Origin of the sequence: Mucilaginibacter sp. (genome assembly GCF_028288225.1) — a bacterium.
Lineage (GTDB): Bacteria > Bacteroidota > Bacteroidia > Sphingobacteriales > Sphingobacteriaceae > Mucilaginibacter.
In genome coordinates this window covers 1-19591 of the sequence record NZ_JAQBOC010000034.1, presented here as the reverse complement: position 1 = coordinate 19591, position 19591 = coordinate 1, and the positions used below count along the sequence as shown (strand labels likewise).

16 protein-coding genes are annotated in these 19591 nt (G+C 40.3%); 12 read left to right on the top strand and 4 right to left on the bottom strand.

All coding sequences use genetic code 11. From position 1 onward, the window contains the following. Positions 1 to 70 precede the first annotated feature (70 nt). Complete coding sequence (locus tag JWQ54_RS10710; RefSeq protein WP_299584291.1) at positions 71 to 1762, bottom strand: DUF6600 domain-containing protein; 1692 nt, start codon at positions 1760 to 1762, stop codon at positions 71 to 73. Positions 1763 to 1954: 192 nt separating this feature from the next. On the opposite strand from JWQ54_RS10710, the gene JWQ54_RS10705 reads away from it, so the two are divergent. From JWQ54_RS10705 to JWQ54_RS10670, 8 genes are all read left to right on the top strand, one after another. Next, on the top strand, positions 1955 to 2917 hold the full coding sequence (locus JWQ54_RS10705; RefSeq protein WP_299584342.1) for a 2-oxoglutarate and iron-dependent oxygenase domain-containing protein: 963 nt from the start codon (positions 1955 to 1957) through the stop codon (positions 2915 to 2917). A gap of 178 nt (positions 2918 to 3095) precedes the next feature. Then, entirely contained in the window at positions 3096 to 4559 is a 1464-nt protein-coding gene (gene cysS, locus JWQ54_RS10700) for a cysteine--tRNA ligase (RefSeq protein WP_299584289.1), read from the top strand. Positions 4560 to 4687: 128 nt separating this feature from the next. Continuing rightward, positions 4688 to 5560, top strand: a complete 873-nt coding sequence (locus tag JWQ54_RS10695; protein ID WP_299584286.1) for a hypothetical protein — start codon at positions 4688 to 4690, stop codon at positions 5558 to 5560. Positions 5561 to 5749: 189 nt separating this feature from the next. Then, positions 5750 to 5932: a hypothetical protein gene (locus JWQ54_RS10690; RefSeq protein ID WP_299584283.1), complete on the top strand. Its 183-nt coding sequence runs from the start codon at positions 5750 to 5752 to the stop codon at positions 5930 to 5932. Between the two features lie 297 nt (positions 5933 to 6229). Next, positions 6230 to 9259: a DUF2723 domain-containing protein gene (locus JWQ54_RS10685; protein WP_299584280.1), complete on the top strand. Its 3030-nt coding sequence runs from the start codon at positions 6230 to 6232 to the stop codon at positions 9257 to 9259. 65 nt (positions 9260 to 9324) lie between these two features. After that, positions 9325 to 9855, top strand: coding sequence for a hypothetical protein (locus tag JWQ54_RS10680; protein ID WP_299584277.1), 531 nt, complete (start codon positions 9325 to 9327; stop codon positions 9853 to 9855). Between the two features lie 88 nt (positions 9856 to 9943). After that, positions 9944 to 10996 (top strand): 3-oxoacyl-[acyl-carrier-protein] synthase III C-terminal domain-containing protein, encoded by a 1053-nt coding sequence (locus JWQ54_RS10675; protein WP_299584274.1) that lies wholly within the window; start codon positions 9944 to 9946, stop codon positions 10994 to 10996. A 106-nt stretch (positions 10997 to 11102) separates the two neighbouring features. Beyond that, a complete protein-coding gene (locus JWQ54_RS10670) occupies positions 11103 to 11603 on the top strand; it encodes an isoprenylcysteine carboxylmethyltransferase family protein (protein WP_299584271.1) in 501 nt (166 codons plus the stop codon). Between the two features lie 389 nt (positions 11604 to 11992). On the opposite strand, the gene JWQ54_RS10665 is transcribed toward JWQ54_RS10670, so the two are convergent. Beyond that, positions 11993 to 13402 carry an alpha-L-fucosidase gene (locus tag JWQ54_RS10665; RefSeq protein WP_299584268.1) on the bottom strand — a complete coding sequence of 470 codons (1410 nt, stop codon included), beginning with the start codon at positions 13400 to 13402 and terminating at the stop codon, positions 11993 to 11995. Between the two features lie 105 nt (positions 13403 to 13507). On the opposite strand from JWQ54_RS10665, the gene JWQ54_RS10660 reads away from it, so the two are divergent. The 4 genes from JWQ54_RS10660 to JWQ54_RS10645 all read left to right on the top strand — a co-directional run bounded on the left by JWQ54_RS10660 (position 13508) and on the right by JWQ54_RS10645 (position 17589). Beyond that, a complete protein-coding gene (locus JWQ54_RS10660) occupies positions 13508 to 14035 on the top strand; it encodes a hypothetical protein (protein WP_299584265.1) in 528 nt (175 codons plus the stop codon). Positions 14036 to 14226: 191 nt separating this feature from the next. Next, positions 14227 to 15537 carry an aspartate kinase gene (locus JWQ54_RS10655; protein WP_299584262.1) on the top strand — a complete coding sequence of 437 codons (1311 nt, stop codon included), beginning with the start codon at positions 14227 to 14229 and terminating at the stop codon, positions 15535 to 15537. Between the two features lie 94 nt (positions 15538 to 15631). Further along, entirely contained in the window at positions 15632 to 16843 is a 1212-nt protein-coding gene (gene lysA / locus JWQ54_RS10650; protein ID WP_299584259.1) for a diaminopimelate decarboxylase, read from the top strand. 29 nt (positions 16844 to 16872) lie between these two features. Next, positions 16873 to 17589 (top strand): SDR family NAD(P)-dependent oxidoreductase, encoded by a 717-nt coding sequence (locus JWQ54_RS10645; RefSeq protein WP_299584256.1) that lies wholly within the window; start codon positions 16873 to 16875, stop codon positions 17587 to 17589. 70 nt (positions 17590 to 17659) lie between these two features. Here the strand turns inward: JWQ54_RS10645 and JWQ54_RS10640 are convergent, their stop codons facing one another. Both JWQ54_RS10640 and JWQ54_RS10635 read right to left on the bottom strand, forming a co-directional pair. Continuing rightward, positions 17660 to 18427, bottom strand: a complete 768-nt coding sequence (locus JWQ54_RS10640) for a hypothetical protein (RefSeq protein WP_299584253.1) — start codon at positions 18425 to 18427, stop codon at positions 17660 to 17662. A gap of 60 nt (positions 18428 to 18487) precedes the next feature. Continuing rightward, entirely contained in the window at positions 18488 to 19147 is a 660-nt protein-coding gene (locus JWQ54_RS10635) for an HAD family phosphatase (protein WP_299584250.1), read from the bottom strand. Positions 19148 to 19591: the final 444 nt, after the last annotated feature.

Here is a 19591-nt window from a genome sequence, read left to right as displayed (position 1 = left end):
TAAGGGCATAAAAATAGCACCCGAAAATAATTTATTAAAGGTGCTATTTTTTTATTGAATATAATACTAACTATTGCTCTTTACGCGGTTCCTGGCGTGGGCGTTTTTGTTGTTGCTGTTGCTGTTGCTTTTGCTGTTGAGCCTGTTGCTGGCGTTGCTGAGCCTGTTGCTGCTGACGTTGTTGAGCCTGTTGCTGACGCTGCTGCTCCTGCTGTTGACTTTTTTGCTGCGCCTGTTGCTGACGCTGCTGCTCTTGTTGCTGCTGCCTTTGTTGAGCCTGTTGCTGACGCTGCTGCTCTTGTTGCTGCTGACGTTGTTGAGCCTGTTGCTGGCGCTGCTGCTCCTGCTGTTGACTTTTTTGCTGGGCCTGTTGCTGACGCTGCTGAGCCTGTTGCTCCTGCCTTTGTTGAGCTTGTTGCTGACGCTGCTGCTCCTGTTGTTGATTTTTTTGCTGAGCCTGTTGCTGGCGCTGTTGCTCTTGTTGCTGCTGCCTTTGTTGAGCTTGTTGCTGACGTTGCTGCTCCTGTTGTTGCTGCCTTTGCTGTGCCTGCTGCGGGCGCTGCTGAACTTGCTGCTGGTTTTTTTGTGCCTCCTGTTGCTGACGTTGCTGAGTTTGCTGCTGCCGTTGCTGATTTTTTTGCTGTTCCTGTTGTTGACGTTGCTGGGCCGCCTGTTGATTTTTTTGCTGAGCTTGCTGCCTTTGCTGCGCTTGCTGTTGATTTCGTTGCTGTTCCTGCTGCTGGCGTTGCTGGGCCTGTTGCTCCCTTGGGTTATTTGCAGGTTGGTTTGCCGGTTGAGCTGGGTTTGGCCGGGCTGCCGGTTGTGCCGGAGGATTGTTAACCGGGTTAACACGGACAACTTTATTATCAGGTTTTGGGTTTCTGGCAACCTGGGCCAGTCTCTCGGCATTGGCACGATTATATGCTGGTGAACCATTGCCCCTTTGTGCAATTGCCTGGTTAGGGTTTTGCTGCCTGTAAGCCTTGCCATCAACTACGCGCGAAGGGCGCGCATTTGGTGCTTTATTAACTGCCGGCCTGTAAATATTAACGGTATTATTTTGTACCCTGTAATTACCCGGACGGTTAGCGTTATTGATCTTATAGATCTGAACATTTTGACGGGTTACCCGCCTTATGTCCTGCGCACGGGGGCCTGCAATGTAAGTTCTGTTATTATTAACATAAGTGTTATTAATAATAGTAGTATTACGTATAATAGTAACAGCTCTTTGGTGCGGTACATAATAGTTATAAATATTGGGCCTGTTTATATAAGCCTGCGGTGCACATACCCAATAATTATCCGGTGCACGGTATCCGCCGCCAATTGAAATGTTTATGCTGATGCCGGGCTGCAGAGGGGCCCATCCATAATAGCCGCCACCATGCCTCCAGCTAACCCATGCAGGTGCCCATTCATGACCAGGCATCCATTCCCATCCATAATAATCATCATAATGCCAGCGGCCATAGTGGAAGGTTGCCCATCCCCACGGATAGTCTGATACCCAGGTGTTACCATATTCTGTTAGTACCCAGTGCCCGCGTGTAGCATAAGGCCTGAAACCTTCTTCGGCGTCAGGGATCCATACGTTGCCATATTGCGGATCGCTTACCCAGGTACCATAGGGCTCCAGGTCATCATAAAATTCCTGGTCAGAAATGTAATCGCCCTCCTGGGCTTTGCTATGTTTAGGGGCTGCTAATAAAAGCAAGAGAGCTAATAAGCCCGTTCCCCATATTTTATTTAATGTTTTCATAATTTATTAATCTATTAAGGTATTTATTATAAATACCCGGATTAACCTTTTTAATAAAAATAAATATATAATTGGTTTGACTATAGATAATGTAAAAGGTAAAGCCAGGCTTATTGTTTTATTATAAACCTATTTGTAATTTTTTTTTCAACTATTTTTAAATTAGATAGTTTTACAAAATAATTAAATACAATAAACATGGTAAACATTCCGAGACTTGATTTGAATTTATATACAGAAGGTGACAGCGGGCAACGCAAACAATTTTCGGATGATATTGGGAAAGCGTTTAACGATACGGGGTTTGTAACCATTACTAATCATGGTTTGAATAAGCAGTTGATTGACAAGCTATACGAAAATGTTAAGGCACTTTTTGCACTGCCTGATGAGGTAAAATCAAAATATGAAGACCCTGAACTTGCAGGCCAGCGGGGATATACCGGCAAACAGAAAGAAACAGCAAAAGGCTTTACTGCGCCCGATTTGAAGGAGTTTTGGCAAATAGGCCAGACGGTAACTGACGATCCGCAGCTTAAAGCAGAATATCCGGATAATTTAACTGTTGATGAGCTGCCTTCATTTAATGAAACTACACAGCAGGTTTATAAAAAATTGGAGCGGATAGGGCAGCATTTGTTAAAGGCAATAGCATTTTATTTAAACTTGCCCGAAAATTATTTTGATGATAAAGTGCACAACGGAAATTCTATCCTCCGCACGCTGCATTATTTCCCAATTACTGATCCGGATGCATTGCCTGATGATGCTGTGCGTGCCGGGGCGCATGAGGATATTAACCTGATTACCCTGTTAATTGGCGCCAGCGCTGATGGACTTGAAGTACTTACCCGCGATAATAAATGGTTTCCCGTAAAGGCGCACGGAGAAGACCTGGTGGTTAATGTAGGCGATATGTTGCAGCGCTTAACTAATAACAAGTTAAAATCAACCACGCACCGCGTAGTAAACCCTCCGCGCGAACTGATGAAAAATTCCCGCTATTCAGTACCGTTCTTCCTGCACCCAAAAGCAAATATGGACCTAACCTGTTTACCTCAGTGCATCGATAAGGATCATCCTAAACAATATGAGAATATTACAGCAGGCGAGTACCTTGATGAACGCTTAAGAGAAATTGGACTGAAGAAATAGGTTTTCAGAGATTAGTTTATGAATAACGGCCTTATGTTTCGTTAAAAATAACTTAAGTTATATAGAAGAGACCGGAGATTAGAGACCGGGAAAGGATAATTTATTATTATGACCAAAGTCTGACCCCTAATCTCTGGTCTCTATCTTCTACTCACTAAAAAATATTAAGTTTGCGCTCATGGAACAAAATTTGTTTGTTTACAACACTTTAACACGCAAAAAAGAAAAATTTGAACCGCTAAATCCTCCACATGTAGGGATGTATGTTTGCGGGCCTACGGTTTACAGCGATGTACACCTGGGTAACTGCCGTACCTATATATCTTTCGACCTGATATTCCGTTACCTTACCCACCTGGGTTATAAAGTGCGTTATGTGCGCAATGTTACCGATGCCGGTCACCTGGAAGGGGATGGCGGTGATGAAGGTGAAGATAAGATCTCGAAAAAAGCTAAAATAGCCCAGCTTGAACCTATGGAAATTGTACAGAAGTACACTGTAGGTTTTCATGACGTTATGCAGATCTTTAATATCCTGCCACCAAGCATTGAGCCTACTGCAACCGGGCATATTATTGAGCAAATTGAACTGGTAAAAATTATTATAGATAAAGGTTATGCTTATGAAGTTGACGGTTCAGTTTATTTTGATGTTGAAAAATATAATAAAACGCAGGACTATGGTATTTTGAACGGCAGAAACCTTGAGGATCTGTTAAACAATACCCGTACACTTGGTGGCCAGGATGACAAACGTGGTAAGCTTGATTTTGCCCTATGGATAAAAGCTAAGCCTGAGCACCTGATGAAGTGGCCGTCACCATGGGGGATAGGTTTCCCGGGCTGGCATTTGGAATGCTCGGCAATGAGCCATAAATACCTGGGTGAGCAATTTGACATTCATGGCGGCGGTATTGACCTGGCGCCAACTCATCATACAAATGAAATTGCCCAAAACGTAGCCGCTTGCGGTAAAAACCCGGCAAATTATTGGTTTCACACCAATATGCTCACGGTAAACGGCCAAAAAATGTCCAAATCATTAGGTAATAGTTTTTTACCGCATGAACTTTTTTCGGGCGAAAATTCAATATTGAAAAAGGGCTATAGCCCGATGACGGTACGCTTTTTTATGCTGCAGGCTAATTATCGCAGTACACTTGATTTCGGTAACGATGCCATGGAAGCATCCGAAAAAGGGTTTAAGCGATTAATGAATGCCTTTGGTTTGCTTGATGGCTTAAAAACATCGGCAGCTACTGACGTTGAAATACAATCCTTGCTTGATCGTTGCTATGCGGCTATGAATGATGATTTTAACAGCCCGGTATTAATTGCGGAGCTTTTTGAGGCATCGCGCATTATTAATTCTGTTCAGGATGGCAAAATGAAAATTGATGCCTTAAACCTGGAGATCTTAAAAAATTTGATGAACATATTTGTGCTTGATGTGTTAGGTTTAAAAAATGAACAGGCTGCCAATGACGATCTGCCCAAAATATTAAACCTGGTTGTTACATTAAGGAACGAGGCTAAGGCGAACCACGATTATGCCACATCAGATAAAATAAGAAATGGCCTGCAGCAAATAGGCTTTCAGTTAAACGATAGCAAGGAAGGTACAAACTGGAGTAAAATTTAATTGGAAATATTTCGTTACATGTCAATCTTGCCGTTGTAAAATAAATTATTTCATTTTGTCAGATTTGATTTAATAAACTGCCGCCTGATAAATTATTATAAATTTGCCCATATATCTATAAAAAAATAATGAAAAGAATATTATTAGCCGCAATTATATTAATCGGCTTAAATAAAGTATCAATTGCGCAAACTACCGAACCTGTTAATGTAAATAAGGTTATAGATGCAGAGAAAAGTTTCAATAAACTGGTTGAGCGAAAAGGTATAAAAAATGCATTTTTAGCTGTTGCTGACCCTGAAGGCATTGTTTTTAAGCCAGATGCTGTTAGTATCACAGAGTTTTATAACAATATTGATAAGCAGGCGGGCTCCCTAAGCTGGAAGCCTGATTTTGCCAGGATCTCCGGCAATGGCGATCTTGCATTTTCTGCCGGCCCATATATTTATCAAAATGGTAAAACCGATGATGATAAAGTATTTGGCGACTATGTTTCAATTTGGCGTAATGACAGCGAAGGCAAGTTTAAGCTACTGATTGACCTTGGCATACAACACCCTGAACCGGAAAAAGAAGCTTTAACAGATTTCAGGAGTCCTGAGCCGGATAAGAAAGTTGCTCCAAGCAAAGATCCGTTTAATGGCAAAAAGATCATCCTGGCTACTGACGAGTTGTTTAATCATTCATTAACAATTTCAACATTGGCAACTTATAAGGAGTTTTTAAGCCTTGAGGGACATTACTACTTTCCGGGCTTTGACCCATTAACCGGGCGGGAGCAGGTAATGAAGTTTATTGATAACGAAGGGATCTCCATCAGTGCCCAAACAGTTAACGGTGGCCGTTCAACCAGTAATGATCTTGCTTATACCTATGGGAAAGCCCGAATTAAAAAAGGAAGCATTGTAAGTAATTTTAACTACGTTCGTATTTGGGAATTAGATAAAAACCACAAATGGAATGTTCTGTTAGAAGCATTTTCGGCAATTGAAAACGAGTAAATTTAAAAAACTTTTGTATTGATATTAGGAGCCGGTATTGTATACCGGCTTTTTTATTGTGCTATTTGCTGAAATTCATAGTGCTATGTAACATTTATGTAACAATGTTAATAAAACTAACATTGTTGATAAGCTTTTGGAACTGTTGCGTAACCTGAACCGTAAAAGGGCTAATTAAATAATTTGGTTATGGCCGATTTAAATAAATTCCACCGATCAAAAGAAAGAATTACTGAAGTTCTTAATTATTTAACGATGTCTGGTGACGACGATCATCCATCCAACCTATACCTCAACACACTTCAGCAGTCAATACAAATAATCGACGATAAGATTGAAGAGCTTAAAAATAAGCAGATGGCCGAAAATTAATTTATTGATTCCATCACCATACTACCCGCCAGTTTATCCTTTCTATAAGTATTTTTTATAAAAATAATGCTAACCATTTGTCTTTCAATAGATCAAGTGTAAATATCAAAAGACTTCTGCAAGTGTTAAATCAGCCCGGTTTTTTGTTAAAGTATGTTAACAGGTGTTAAATTTCAATAAGGATTAAAAAATTAGGTGGAAATTGGTGTATTGGTTGATTAGAAAAACATTATTAAATCTAACCAACTAAACATAATTCAATCAACTTAATGACTAAACTCTACACACACCATCTCCATGCATTACAAAAAGATCAATAACCTTTTAGGCTGGCTTTGCTTTGCAATTGCGTCAGCAACCTACATCCTTACTTTAGAACCCTCCGTAAGCTTTTGGGATTGCGGCGAATTTATTTCTTGCGCTTATCGTTTGCAGGTATCGCACCAACCGGGCTATCCTTTATTTGCCATGCTGGGCAAAGTATTTTCACTTTTATCATTTGGTGACAATGCAAAAGTGCCATACTTTACTAATTTAATGTCAGCATTGGCCAGCGGGGCAACCATTATGTTTTTATTTTGGACGATAACCGCATTGGCCAAAAAACTGTTGAATGGCAGGGGAGAAGAGATTGAAAACTCACACCTTTATTTAATTATGGGTGCAGGTTTAGTAGGCGCACTGGCATTTACCTATACCGATACCTTTTGGTTTTCGGCTGTTGAAACCATTGTATTTGCGCTTTCATCATTATGTACGGCGGTTGTTTTTTGGGCAATATTAAAGTGGGATGCCCATGCTGACGAGGCAGGAGCTGATAAATGGATAGTGCTTATTGCTTACATAGTGGGCCTGTCAATAGGGATCCATTTACTCAATTTGCTAACCATCCCGGCCATTGCCATGGTTTACTATTTTCGCAGGTATAATAACATCACGGTTAAACGCGGCATTATCGCTTTTTTAATAAGCATAGTTATACTTGGGCTTGTTCAGTTCGGGATAAGGGGATACACCATATATTTTGCCGCCTGGGCAGATCTCTTCTTTGTAAACTCATTAGGAATGGGCTTTGGCAGCGGTGCCGCTTTTTTCTTTTTATTGCTGATGGGCGCAGTTGCAGCAGGGATCTGGTATAGCATCCGCAATAAAAAACCAATGTTAAACCTTGCACTTTTGTGTGTTGCCTTTATTTATTTTGGCTATAGCTCATTTGTTTATATCCCCATCAGGGCAACTGCCAATACCGATCTGAATAATTCACATCCTGATAACGCTTTTACTCTGTACAGCTACCTCAACAGGATCCAGTATGGTGAAACCCCATTGTTATCAGGCCCATATTTTGATGCCAAAATTATAGATCAAAAAGATGGCAATACTATTTATTCGAGAGGAAAAGCAACGTATGAAAGCGCCGGTAAAAAATCGGATTATGTGTATGATCATACTACCTTTTTGCCACGGATATGGAGTACGGAATCAGACCCGTATTATGCGCAGAACTTACAATTTTATAAACAATGGTTAAACCTGGCCGATGGACAGGCGCCTACGTTTGCGGATAACCTGAAGTGGATGTTCAGCTGGCAAATGTACCAGATGTATGCCCGCTACTTTTTGTGGAACTTTGTTGGCCGATATAATCAAATGAACGGACAGTTTAGCTCACAGGATGTTAACGGCAACTGGACGAGCGGTATTCTTGACGGCTCCAAACATCTGCCAAAATCAATAACGCAGGGAACCAATTATGCACCTTTATATGCCTTACCGTTTATATTGGGTTTGCTGGGTGCTGCTTATCACTTTAGACGCAAAAAACGCGATGCGCTGGTAATAGCACTGCTTTTCTTTTTCACCGGAATAGCTATTGTGCTTTATGTAAATCAAAATTCGGTCCAGCCCCGCGAGCGTGATTATTCATATGTCGGCTCTTTTTATGCATTTGCTATATGGATAGGATTGGGTTTTATTGCCTTTGCAGAAATTGCCCGGAAAAAGCTCAATGCAAGGCTTGCCGCAATAGGCTCGTTTGCCATATGTATGCTGGCGGTGCCGGTGTTATTGGCGTTTAAAGAATGGAAGGGGCATGACCGGTCAACCAAAACTATCCCGCATGATATGGCTTACAACTATTTAATATCGTGCCCAAAAAATGCTATCCTGTTTACCAATGGCGATAATGACACCTACTCGTTATGGTATGACCAGGAAGTTGAAGGCATAAGGCCCGATGTACGTATTGTTTGTATGAGCCTTTTTAGCGGTGATTGGTACATTCACCAAATGCAAAAGAAGATGAACCAATCTGCACCACTGCCTGTTACCCTTCCTTTTGATAAGTATAAGGCCGGCACACGCGATGTGATCTATTTTAATGATGCCAAGATCCCGGGATCAGTTGAGTTGAAAGATATTTTTGATTTCATAACATCTGATGACAGCCGTACCAAGGTAAGCTACCAAAGCGGGGATGTACTAAACTATTTGCCAACCAAAAACTTTAAGTTAACGGTTAACCCCGACGAAGTGGTTAAAAATGGCGTGGTTACTCCCGAACAAAAGAATAAGCTGGCCGATGTTATGGAATGGAAATACAACTCAAATTATGTGACCAAAGATAACCTGGCCATGATTGATATGCTGGCCCACAATAAGTGGGAGCGGCCAATTTGCTTTACTACAACTATGGGTTCCGAAGCCATGTTTGGCTTACAGCCTTACTTGTACAAAGAGGGTTTTGTTTATCATCTGATCCCGTTTAAAGCGGAAACGGACAAATCAACCGGTCAGGGAACGAAGACCAATAGCCTGGTGATGTATAACAATGTAGTGCACAAATTTAAGTTCGGTAACTATAAAAAAGCAAAATACCTGGATGATGTGGCATTAACCCAGTTTTACCTGACAATGGAAATTACATTTAATGACCTGGCACAAGGCCTTATAAAGAACGGACACCGCGACCTTGCATTAAAAGCTGTTCATAAATTTGATGAACAAATGCCTGACATTAACCCTGATATTGATACGGCTGCACAAAAATTTTTCCTTGCAGAAAATGCGTATAACCTTGGCGATAAAGCTTTAGGCACCAGATACGTAAAAGGTGTTGCCAATTTTATTTCAGACCAGCTGGATTATAACTATAACCTGTTGCAAAATAATAAACCAAATATTGATCAGCGTACCGTTCAGCTTGGCGTACAGCTGTTAAACGGAATGGCAGATACTACGCGGAACAACAATGAAATGGAATTAAGTAAACAATTACAGGCCCAGCTAAAGGATTATAGCAATAAGTTTGCTGTTTTGATGCGATAATATGTGTGCTAAAAAACTTACGGAGCGTTCATAATTCCGTAAGTTTATGGTACTTATAACCATTCATGAAAAAACTGTTACTACTATTCGCATTATTTAGTGTTGTTTTTTCTGTTGATGCACAAACACCTGGGGGAACTTTTAAAGCTGATATCGGCGCCGGCTATGCCAAACCTACAGAGGGCTTTGGGGTAAAGCCCGGAGTTACCCTTGCGGTAGAGCCACATTATTATTTATCTGATAATTTTACAGTTGGAGTAAGGTTCGAGGGTGCTTTTTTAGGGTACCAGGCTCAATATAATGATGAGCTATTTTCTTTTTTTGGATCTACAACCTTAACCGGCGAATACTATTTTGCCAAAGGAAAGATCAAACCTTTTTTAGGTATGGGCGGGGGCTTGTTCACACGTCATTATATTCTTGAAAATTCCAGTGGGGAAGAGCTATATACCTCGGGCTACGGCACGATAAAACTGGGTTTTTTAGGGAGGATAGGGTTTGAAGCAGGGCATATCAGATTTACCGGGACCTACAATGTTATTGGGGCTAATTTTAGTTATGTAGCTTTTACTGTTGGGTATATTATCAGGGAGTGAATAACAGATTGTGTTATTCTTTTTAGTTATTTTTTCTACTATGAAGCAACTGGCATGTTAATGGCTACGTACTTATAAATAAACGTATATGCCCTTTATAGCAGCAACAGCAAAAATAGACTTACCATATAAAACAGATCAATCAGAAGCTAAGAAGCAGGCGCTGGAGTTATTTTCGAAGAACTTCCCTGAAGCAAAGCGCCTGATCTTTGCGTTTGATAATACAGAGATCAAATACCGTAACTTTTGCAAACCACTCAGTTATTACGAAAAACCGAACACTTTTGAGGAGCGGAATAACGACTACATAAAAACAGCCTTAGATTATTCCGTACAGGCCGTAGAGGACTGCATTACGAAAGCAGGCATTGCCAAAGAAGATATTACCGATATCCTGTTTGTTTCAACAACCGGCCTTGCAACCCCCAGTCTTGATGGCCTGATCATTAATAAAATGCGGCTCAATCCGCACGTTAACCGCTCGCCTTTATGGGGCCTTGGCTGCGGTGGAGGCGTATCAGGCATGGCAAAGGCAAATACTGTGGCAAAAGCTAATCCCGATGCTGTAGTGTTGCTGGTAGCCGTTGAACTTTGCTCTTTAACCTTAATAAAAAGCGATTACAGCAAAAGTAATTTTATTGGCTCCAGCTTATTTTCTGATGGTATAGCAGCCTGTATTATAAAAGGCGATAATCATAAAAATAATAATGAGGTTACCTTTATAGGGTCATCCAGTAAATTGTATTACGATTCATTGGAGGTTATGGGCTGGGATTTTCAGGACACTGGTTTTAAGGTGCTGTTTTCAAAAGATATTCCCACATTTATTAATGAACATATAAAAGAAGACATTGACGAGTTTTTATCAAAACACCAGCTGCAAATGAGCGATATAAAGAACTTTATTTTTCATCCAGGTGGTAAAAAAGTGCTTGATGCTTACCAGGACACTTTGCGTGTTGAAGGCGATTTTCTGAAAACAACCCGTGAAGTAATGAATGATTATGGCAACATGTCGAGTGCAACAGTATTGTATGTGCTTGAAAAATTTATGCGTGAAGGTTTTGAAGAGGGATATGGCTTAATGCTTTCCATGGGGCCCGGTTTTTCGAGCGAGATGGTGCTGTTGAAGATTAGTTGATTAAGTTAGATTGGGTTGGATTGAGTTGATTAAGTTTTCAACTCAATAATTAAAAAACCTGATCAAAAACCAACCGAATCAACCGCTCACTCAATCAACTTTAACAATGTACTTCACCATATTCATATCCTTCCTGATAATCCAGCGGCTTTCTGAATTGCTTATAGCGCGCCGGAACGAGAAATGGTTACTAAGCCAGGGTGCAATTCAATACGGGCAAAGCCATTACCCGTTTATGATAGCTATGCATACGCTGTTTATTGTTTCAATTATAGCGGAGTATAATTTAAGAGGAGGAACCGAGATCAGCTGGATTTTCCTGGCCATCTTTTTGGCAGTTTTACTGTTTAAGTTTTGGGCCCTGTCGTCCCTGGGGAAATATTGGAATACAAAGATCTACCGGATCCCCGGTGTTTACCCTATAAAACGCGGGCCCTACAAATTTTTAAAGCACCCTAATTATATGGAAGTTGTTTGCGAGATAGCCTTCATCCCGCTTGTATTTCATTTATATTACACGGCCATAATATTTACTGTTTTAAATGCTGCTATGTTGAGTGTAAGGATAACAGTAGAAAACAGGGTTTGGGCGGATGTTAGAAATTAGAGATTATGAGTGTTCGAAAGATTCGTTGTCTCTTACAGTAAGAGCCTTCGGCTCGATACATTTTGTAACAACGGGTTTCAACCCGTTGAGAACTATCATGCCACACATCCGCAGTGCCATCGGCACGATGCATATCGATCTTAGGAAGCATTTACCTTTTTGCACGCAGTTATACGGACCGAACCTATGGTTCTTTTTTATCTGCTTTTATAGCCAACGGATTAAAATCCGTTGTTACAATATAGGTCGAGGCTATGCCTCTCGTAATTTTTTTAACGTTGTGGTAATAAAAATGAAGGATTATAAATCTTTCGAACGCTCTTAATTAGAGATTAGAGACCATTTTTATCAGCATCAAAGCGGTTTAACTAATCTCTAACCTCTAATTACTACCTCTGTTCATCATAAACCCCAAACTCTGCAATTGATGCCTGGTGATCTGATTTATCTATCCACATCCTTACCTTGCTCCCCCACACCCTGTCGAAACGGTTAACTTTTACGCGTTTGCTGTTTTCTCCATTAAATAAGGGTTTCCACACGCCGTTGGCAAAATACTCCAGGCGGTAATTGCTGATGTTAGCCTTCTCTTCGGCAATGCTGATGGCATTGAAAGCCTTGTCGCGGTCAAAATTAATTTCGTACCATGGTTTTTCAACGGTTGGGTTTGAGATCCATGAAGTTGTAAAATCGTCATCGTTAGCCTGATCCATTATATTGCTATCATCGGCCCAGCTTGAGCTTGATGGCTGTTTTTTTGCAATGTTTGATGATATAATAGGGGCATCAAGCTCGGGCAATTTTTTAACCGGACCTTCATTGTGCCATAATTTACCTATCTCTTTTAAAGCTGCAAGGGCATTATCATCAAATAACCCATCACGGTTTGGTGCAACGTTTAGTATAAAATTACAATCAACGTTGTTTAAAGGGATAATGGTTTCGTTAACCAGCTTTGCCACATCCTTAACAGGCTCGTTAGGGAAGGTTGTTTTCCAGAACCAGGCTTTTTGAAGAGGTAAACATGCTAATGCAGGCATGTGATTGCTTTCTTTTGATATACGCTGACCTGCACCCATTTCGTAAGTTTTTATATCACTGTAATACAGGCCTTCAGTCGGGTATTTGGCGCCATTCAGATCCATCAAAACGCAATTTGGCTGTAATGATTTTATCAGCTTGTAGATATCTTCAAAGGGAATATCATCATAAGAGATCCGTGACCATGGTGCATCCCAGCCGTCAATTATCAAAGCGGAAATTTCGCCGTAATTGCTTAATAACTCGGTTATCTGGGCTTTCACCATATCAATATGCTTGCGGTTTATCATATTGGGGCGCAGGCGATGATGTGTATCCAGTATGGAATAATATAACATCACTTTCAATCCATTCTTTCTAAATGCGTCAGTAAATTCCTTTACCACATCCTTTTTTAGCGGACTGTTCATTACATTGTAATCCGTTGTTTTGGTGTCCCAAATACAGAAACCACTGTGGTGCTTGGTAGTTAAGCAGCCATAGCTCATATTGGCCGATTTTGCTGCTTTGGCCCACTGATCGCAATTTAATTTTGTGGGATTAAAAATGGCCGGCGATGCATCCGGATCAGGCCAATCCTGGTTCATATAGGTTGGAATGTTAAAATGGATGAACATCCCAAAACGCAGGTCTACAAATTGCTGTTGTAGCTGAGAAAGCGGAGTTTGTGTTTTTGCACTTGAATTTTGAGCATTAACGGTATAACATTGGTGCCCAAAAGCTAAAAAAAGCAGGAAGATTATAAGTTTTTTGTTCATGTTCAAATCTATAAAAATTCAGAAACCTGTTTGTAATAGATAAATATTATTTTAGAACATAAATTCCTTTCAAAATCTTATAATTGCATAAACCTAATAAATACAATGGAAAGCTTTTTCTCGAAATTTAATGTAAAACTGCTTATAATTCATTTTATAGCGTTTTGGCTTTTTATCTATGCATTTCAAACGCTGTCTTTTTTGTACGATTTTAATTTCCTGGTGTTTTTGCCGGTTGAAGCACGAATAAATGATGTAGCAAGAGTGAATTTTGATATGAAGATTGTTGCACAAGCCGGACTTTTGGGTTCAATTGCAGCATATGTTATTTCATGGAGGATCTCGTTAAAACGCAACTGGTTTTGGTTAAACTCAGTGTTGATATTTGTTTTAATATATATTTTAAAACTGAACGATCTTTTAGGCTGGAGTAAGCTGCAAAAAGTATTTCTTTTACCCGGCCAAATCTTCAGGCTAAACACCCGCACGTTTTACGTAACCAATGGCCTAATCATGCTTGCAATAGGATGCTTTTTGCTTTTTTCGGAAAAGGTAAAGCGGTTTATTGACGGGAAAGGTGCTCCTGAAAAAAAGGCGAGTACTGCCGGTAAGGTTAAATCTGCAAAAAGCTAAACAAAAAGACAAATCAACACAAGCTGTCTTTCGCTCTTTAACAATATATTCTACTGCTATCGCGATTCTTTCGCTACCCGTTCCAAATTTTATTTTGCTTAAGTTTAGCTATAAGCGGTTTAAAATCTTATTTTTAGCGCCTCAAAATTGATGCAATAACAGGAGTCAATTTGTGGCTAAAAGGAACAAAAATGAAGGTTTTAAAATTTGGCGGAACATCTGTAGGGAGTCCTGAAAGGATGAAAAAGCTGCTGGATATTATTGATCCGGCCCAACGGCAGATCGTAGTATTGTCAGCTGTATCCGGCACAACAAATAGTTTGGTGGAGATTGGGCAGGCTTACCTGGAAGAAAATAAAAGTAAAGCATCAACGCTTATTGCCGCCTTAAAAGATAAGTACGAAGGTTTTATAAAAGTATTATTTGCCAAATCTGAATACCTGCAACAAGGTAAAGAAGTTATTGATTATCATTTTGCACTGCTTAGCAACCTGGCGAATGACCTGTTCACCTCAATTGAGCAGAAGGTAATACTGGCACAGGGTGAGTTGCTTTCAACAACCTTATATCATGTTTACCTGAAAGAGATCGGCGTGCCTTCGGTATTGTTGCCTGCGCTTGATTTTATGAAGACTGACGAGGACAATGAGCCCATTGTTGAATATATAACCACGCACTTGACGCCTTTGCTGGATAAATACCCTGATAATAATTTATTTATTACACAAGGCTATATTTGCCGCAACAGCTTTGGCGAGATTGATAACCTGCGCCGTGGTGGCAGTGATTATACCGCATCATTAATAGGAGCAGGCATCCGCAGTGAAGAGGTGCAGATCTGGACGGATATCGACGGCATGCACAATAATGATCCGAGGATTGTTAAGGGTACAAAGCCCATAGCACAGCTTTCGTTTGACGAAGCGGCAGAGCTGGCCTATTTCGGCGCCAAAATCCTGCATCCGCAAAGTGTGTTTCCTGCTCAAAAATATAAGATCCCGGTCAGGTTACTGAATACTATGGAGCCTGATGCCCAGGGAACTTTAATATCAGATGCCAGTCAGAAGGATGGAATTAAATCCATAGCTGCCAAGGACGATATTACAGCTATCAAGATCCAGTCGAGCAGAATGCTTTTAGCCCATGGCTTTTTACGCCGCATTTTTGAGGTTTTTGAGCGATATAGAACTTCAATAGATATGATCACCACTTCGGAAGTTGCCGTGTCATTAACTATTGACGATACTACTTATCTTGAGGATATAAAAAGGGAGCTTTTAGCGTTCGGCACCGTTGATATTGATAAAGACCAAACCATTATTTGCGTAGTAGGCGACTTTGGTGCCGAGAAGCACGGGTATGCCTCCCGTGTGCTTGAAGCAGTAAAACACATCCCAATCCGGATGATCTCCTACGGTGGCAGCGATCATAATATGTCGTTACTGATCGGTACAGGAGATAAAGTAGAAATATTAAGAAGTTTACATAACAGGCTGTTTTAATTTCGGAGGTCGGAATTTCGATTTCGGAATTAAAATATCCAGAATTATAATCAGGGAAATCTATTAATCCCATAAATCAAGGTTCAGAAAAAAGATGTTCAATACAAATACCATAACCCGTTTTCAACAATTAGAAACACCCTTCTATTATTATCACCTTGATGTTTTGCGCCAAACATTGGAGGCTTGCCGCACTGCATCATCAAAATATGGGTTTCATGTGCATTATGCCATGAAGGCCAATTTTAACCCAAAAGTTCTGGATATTATAAGGGAGTATGGCTTTGGGGCCGATTGTGTTAGTGGTAATGAAGTGAAGGCTGCCATTGCACATAACTTTGGTAAAGAGAATGTGGTTTTTGCAGGTGTAGGAAAATCAGACAAGGAGATAAACCTGGCCCTTGATGAAGATATCTTTTGCTTTAATGCTGAATCGGTTCAGGAACTGATCGTTATTAATGATTTGGCGAAAGCGAAAAATAAGATTGCCAAAATTGCTATCCGCATCAATCCAAATGTTGACGCACATACGCATCATTTTATAACTACAGGTCTTGATGAAAACAAATTTGGCATCAACACCTGGCAGCTTCCTGAAGTAGCCGACGCGCTGCGTAACTGCCCTAACCTGCAGTTTTTAGGGATCCACTTTCATATTGGTTCACAGATTACAGATATGGAGGTTTACAAAAGCCTTTGTACGCGCATTAACGAGATCCAGGATTGGTTTGAAGATCACGGCTTTACCGTAAAGGTACTGAATACAGGTGGCGGGTTAGGTATTGATTACCATAACCCTGACACCAACAGCATCAGTGATTTTGAAAGCTATTTTAAAGTTTTTAAACAGTTTTTGAACGTAAAACCAGGGCAGGAAGTGCATTTTGAATTAGGCCGTGCTTTGGTAGGCCAAAGTGCATCCTTAATTTCAAGGGTGCTTTATGTAAAAAACGGCCAAAAAAAGAACTTTCTTGTTTTAGATGCCGGTATGACGGAACTGATCCGCCCAATGCTTTACCAGGCTTACCATTTGATAGAGAATCTCAGTAGGAAGTCCGGAAGTCCGCAAGTCGGAAAATCCGAAAGTAAGGAATCTCATATCTCAAATCTCACGTCTCAAATCTTAAAATACGATGTCGTAGGCCCCATCTGCGAAAGCACTGACTGTTTTCAAAAAGATGTGGAGCTGCCTGAATCTTTCCGTGGCGACTTAATTGCAGTGCGTACAACTGGCGCTTACGGCGAGGTTATGGCTTCCGGTTATAATTTAAGAGACAGGGTGGCAAGTGTTTATTCGGAGGGATAACAAATTGACAACTTAGTGGTTTAACAAGCATGAAAAAGGCAATAGTTGTAGGCGCTTCATCCGGTATTGGCCAACAGCTTGCTGTTTTACTGGCTGCCAATGACTATAAAGTTGGTATAACCGGCAGAAGGGACCAACTATTGCTAAATCTGCAGGCAACAAATCCTGAACATTTTATCGTCTCTGTTTTTGATGTAACTGATATTGCCACAGTGCCACTGCAACTAAAGCAACTCACTGATGAACTTGGTGGCCTCGACCTGCTGGTGTTAAGTTCCGGAACAGGCAAAATTAATCCAACGCTTGATACTGCCGTTGAACAGGAAATAAATGCGCTAAATGTTGCAGGTTTTACCGCTGTTGCAAACTGGACTTTTAACTTATTCCAAAAGCAGGGCTTTGGCCATTTTGCAGCAATCACTTCTATTGCAGGAATACGGGGCAGCAGGCAGGCACCGGCGTATTTTGCCTCAAAAGCATATCAAATTAACTACCTTGAAGGTTTAAGGCAAAAGGCAAAAAATACAAAGCTGCCAATTTATGTTACAGATATTCGTCCGGGTTTTGTAGACACTGCTATGGCTGCAGGCGAGAATTTGTTTTGGGTAGCCCCGGTTGAAAAAGCAACGCTTCAAATTTATAAAGCCATTGAAAATAAAAGGGATGTGGTTTATATTACCAAACGCTGGCGGATCATTGCGTTTTTGTTTTGGATTTTACCTAAAACTATCCACAAAAATCTTTGATAAAGACCAGGATACAAGATGCATTCAAAACCAATCTCTAATCACTAAGCTCCGATCTCTAATCACTAACCTAAAACTTATACCCAAATCTTACAAAAATGTTACTGCCCACTTCAAATGTGCCGAAGTAGTTTTTGAAAGTTATAAAGTAACTGGCTTTAGGGAAGATCTTGCGGAACATTCTTTCAGTTGAAGTTTGGTCGTTGTAATAAGTATCATCCAAATTATTGTGACCAACTGTTGTACCTAAAAAGCCACGGATGCCATGCTGAAAAGTATTATCATCCCGATTATGGAATATTACCTCCGTTGTTAAGCCAATGGTGAACAGATCGGTCCGTGGGTCAACATAATAGCCTCCCTGAGTATTTATTGATTTCCTGAAATCGGCATAGGCTCCAAACTCGTGACTGTAAGCCATTTCCACACCTATAAATCTGAAATCTGCTCTGCCTGTTGTTACAAAAGCATTGGCTGAAAATCTGCCGCCTACAGCGCCAAAAAATTTATCGCTAAAGTAATTCGGCTGGGTTTTATCGCTGGAGCCATTCTGGTAGTCGCCAAAAATAGCAAAACCGCCATAAGCAACATTGAAATTATCAAAAACATGACCACGGCTTACATTGAGCTGCCCACTTACCAAAAGGTCATTGAGGTTAGTATTGGAGTATCCGCCTAAGCCCGCAGAAACGTAGGTTAAAGATTTTGCTGTATCAAACGAAGTTGGTTTTGGCTGATAGGCTATATCCTGGTGATAAAGTGCAGGCGTATAAACATGCGAGCATGATGCAAATATTAGGGCAATGCTTAATATAGGTAATAGGATTTTAATGTTCATATAATAGGCTAAAACGCTCTAAGATACAATATATTTAATTGTGATGTGTGCAGGTAATGTTTAAGAAGGAGCAATTAGTCCTTTCACAGCCTCATCATCAAAATCCTTTGCAAAGCATAATACATTTTGCAGGTAATTGAATTCTTCCTGTTTATGGGTTGTAGTAATAACAACAGCCTTCATCCCTGCATTTTCCGCTGCTTCAGCGCCTTTTGGTACATCTTCAAATACTATACAATCGGTTGGTGTTGTGTTTAATAGGGCTGCTGCCTTTAAATAAGTTTCGGGATGGGGTTTGCTTAAAATAACATCATCGGCACTTACAATAACTTTAAAATAGTGCCTGATGTTAAGGTTATCCAACACAAAATCGATATTAAAAGGAATAGCTGCTGATCCTATTGCCATAGGGATCCCCTGCCTGTAAGCGTTTTCTAAAAACTCATTTAAGCCGGGTAAAAGCTTAAGGTGTGGTAAAAATTCAAGCTGATATTTTTTTTCCTTTTCCAGCGACAGCTGGTTCATTTCGTCCAAAGTAAAACGGTCGGGGCCGAACATCCTAACCAGTACTTCGGGATTTTTTCCATACATCTGCGGTTTTACCTCGTCCCAGGTAAAATTGCCCCCCAGTTCATCATTTAAAAGAGTTTGCCATGCTTTGGTATGATAGGTCATATCATCAATCATGGTGCCGTTAAGGTCGAAAATAAAGGCCTTCATCTGTATAAATTATCTGACCCCTGTTTATATAACAGGTCATTTTCGGGCAAAAATAGTATTTAATAAAATGATGGGGGAATAAATTAATTATTAGATATTAGAGGTTGGAGACCAAAGATTAGTTGAGGAAAGTCCGCAAGTCGGTAAAGTCCGGAAGACCGAAAGATGAAGCTCGGATTTTAACTAATGGAAAGGATTCCGCTAATCCGGATGAAACCAACCTGCCAATCAGCCACGATGTTTTAATAACATCAGTTTCAACATTTTAATCAATTAAAATCAGTGATCACTTTCGGACTTTCCAGACTTTCCAGACCTCCGGACTAAACAAAATACTTGCTTTACGGATAATTATACCTACCTTGGCGCCTTTAATAAATAAAATAATGCAAAAAGAAGGAACAGTAAAATTTTTCAATGAAACAAAAGGTTTTGGATTTATTA

Coding starts and splice junctions, on each gene's coding strand:
- JWQ54_RS10710 (WP_299584291.1), bottom strand. CDS start 1,762: ATGAAAACATTAAATAAAATATGGGGAACGGGCTTATTAGCTCTCTTG.
- cysS (WP_299584289.1), top strand. CDS start 3,096: ATGGAACAAAATTTGTTTGTTTACAACACTTTAACACGCAAAAAAGAA.
- JWQ54_RS10695 (WP_299584286.1), top strand. CDS start 4,688: ATGAAAAGAATATTATTAGCCGCAATTATATTAATCGGCTTAAATAAA.
- JWQ54_RS10690 (WP_299584283.1), top strand. CDS start 5,750: ATGGCCGATTTAAATAAATTCCACCGATCAAAAGAAAGAATTACTGAA.
- JWQ54_RS10685 (WP_299584280.1), top strand. CDS start 6,230: ATGCATTACAAAAAGATCAATAACCTTTTAGGCTGGCTTTGCTTTGCA.
- JWQ54_RS10680 (WP_299584277.1), top strand. CDS start 9,325: ATGAAAAAACTGTTACTACTATTCGCATTATTTAGTGTTGTTTTTTCT.
- JWQ54_RS10675 (WP_299584274.1), top strand. CDS start 9,944: ATGCCCTTTATAGCAGCAACAGCAAAAATAGACTTACCATATAAAACA.
- JWQ54_RS10670 (WP_299584271.1), top strand. CDS start 11,103: ATGTACTTCACCATATTCATATCCTTCCTGATAATCCAGCGGCTTTCT.
- JWQ54_RS10665 (WP_299584268.1), bottom strand. CDS start 13,402: ATGAACAAAAAACTTATAATCTTCCTGCTTTTTTTAGCTTTTGGGCAC.
- JWQ54_RS10660 (WP_299584265.1), top strand. CDS start 13,508: ATGGAAAGCTTTTTCTCGAAATTTAATGTAAAACTGCTTATAATTCAT.
- JWQ54_RS10655 (WP_299584262.1), top strand. CDS start 14,227: ATGAAGGTTTTAAAATTTGGCGGAACATCTGTAGGGAGTCCTGAAAGG.
- lysA (WP_299584259.1), top strand. CDS start 15,632: ATGTTCAATACAAATACCATAACCCGTTTTCAACAATTAGAAACACCC.
- JWQ54_RS10645 (WP_299584256.1), top strand. CDS start 16,873: ATGAAAAAGGCAATAGTTGTAGGCGCTTCATCCGGTATTGGCCAACAG.
- JWQ54_RS10640 (WP_299584253.1), bottom strand. CDS start 18,427: ATGAACATTAAAATCCTATTACCTATATTAAGCATTGCCCTAATATTT.
- JWQ54_RS10635 (WP_299584250.1), bottom strand. CDS start 19,147: ATGAAGGCCTTTATTTTCGACCTTAACGGCACCATGATTGATGATATG.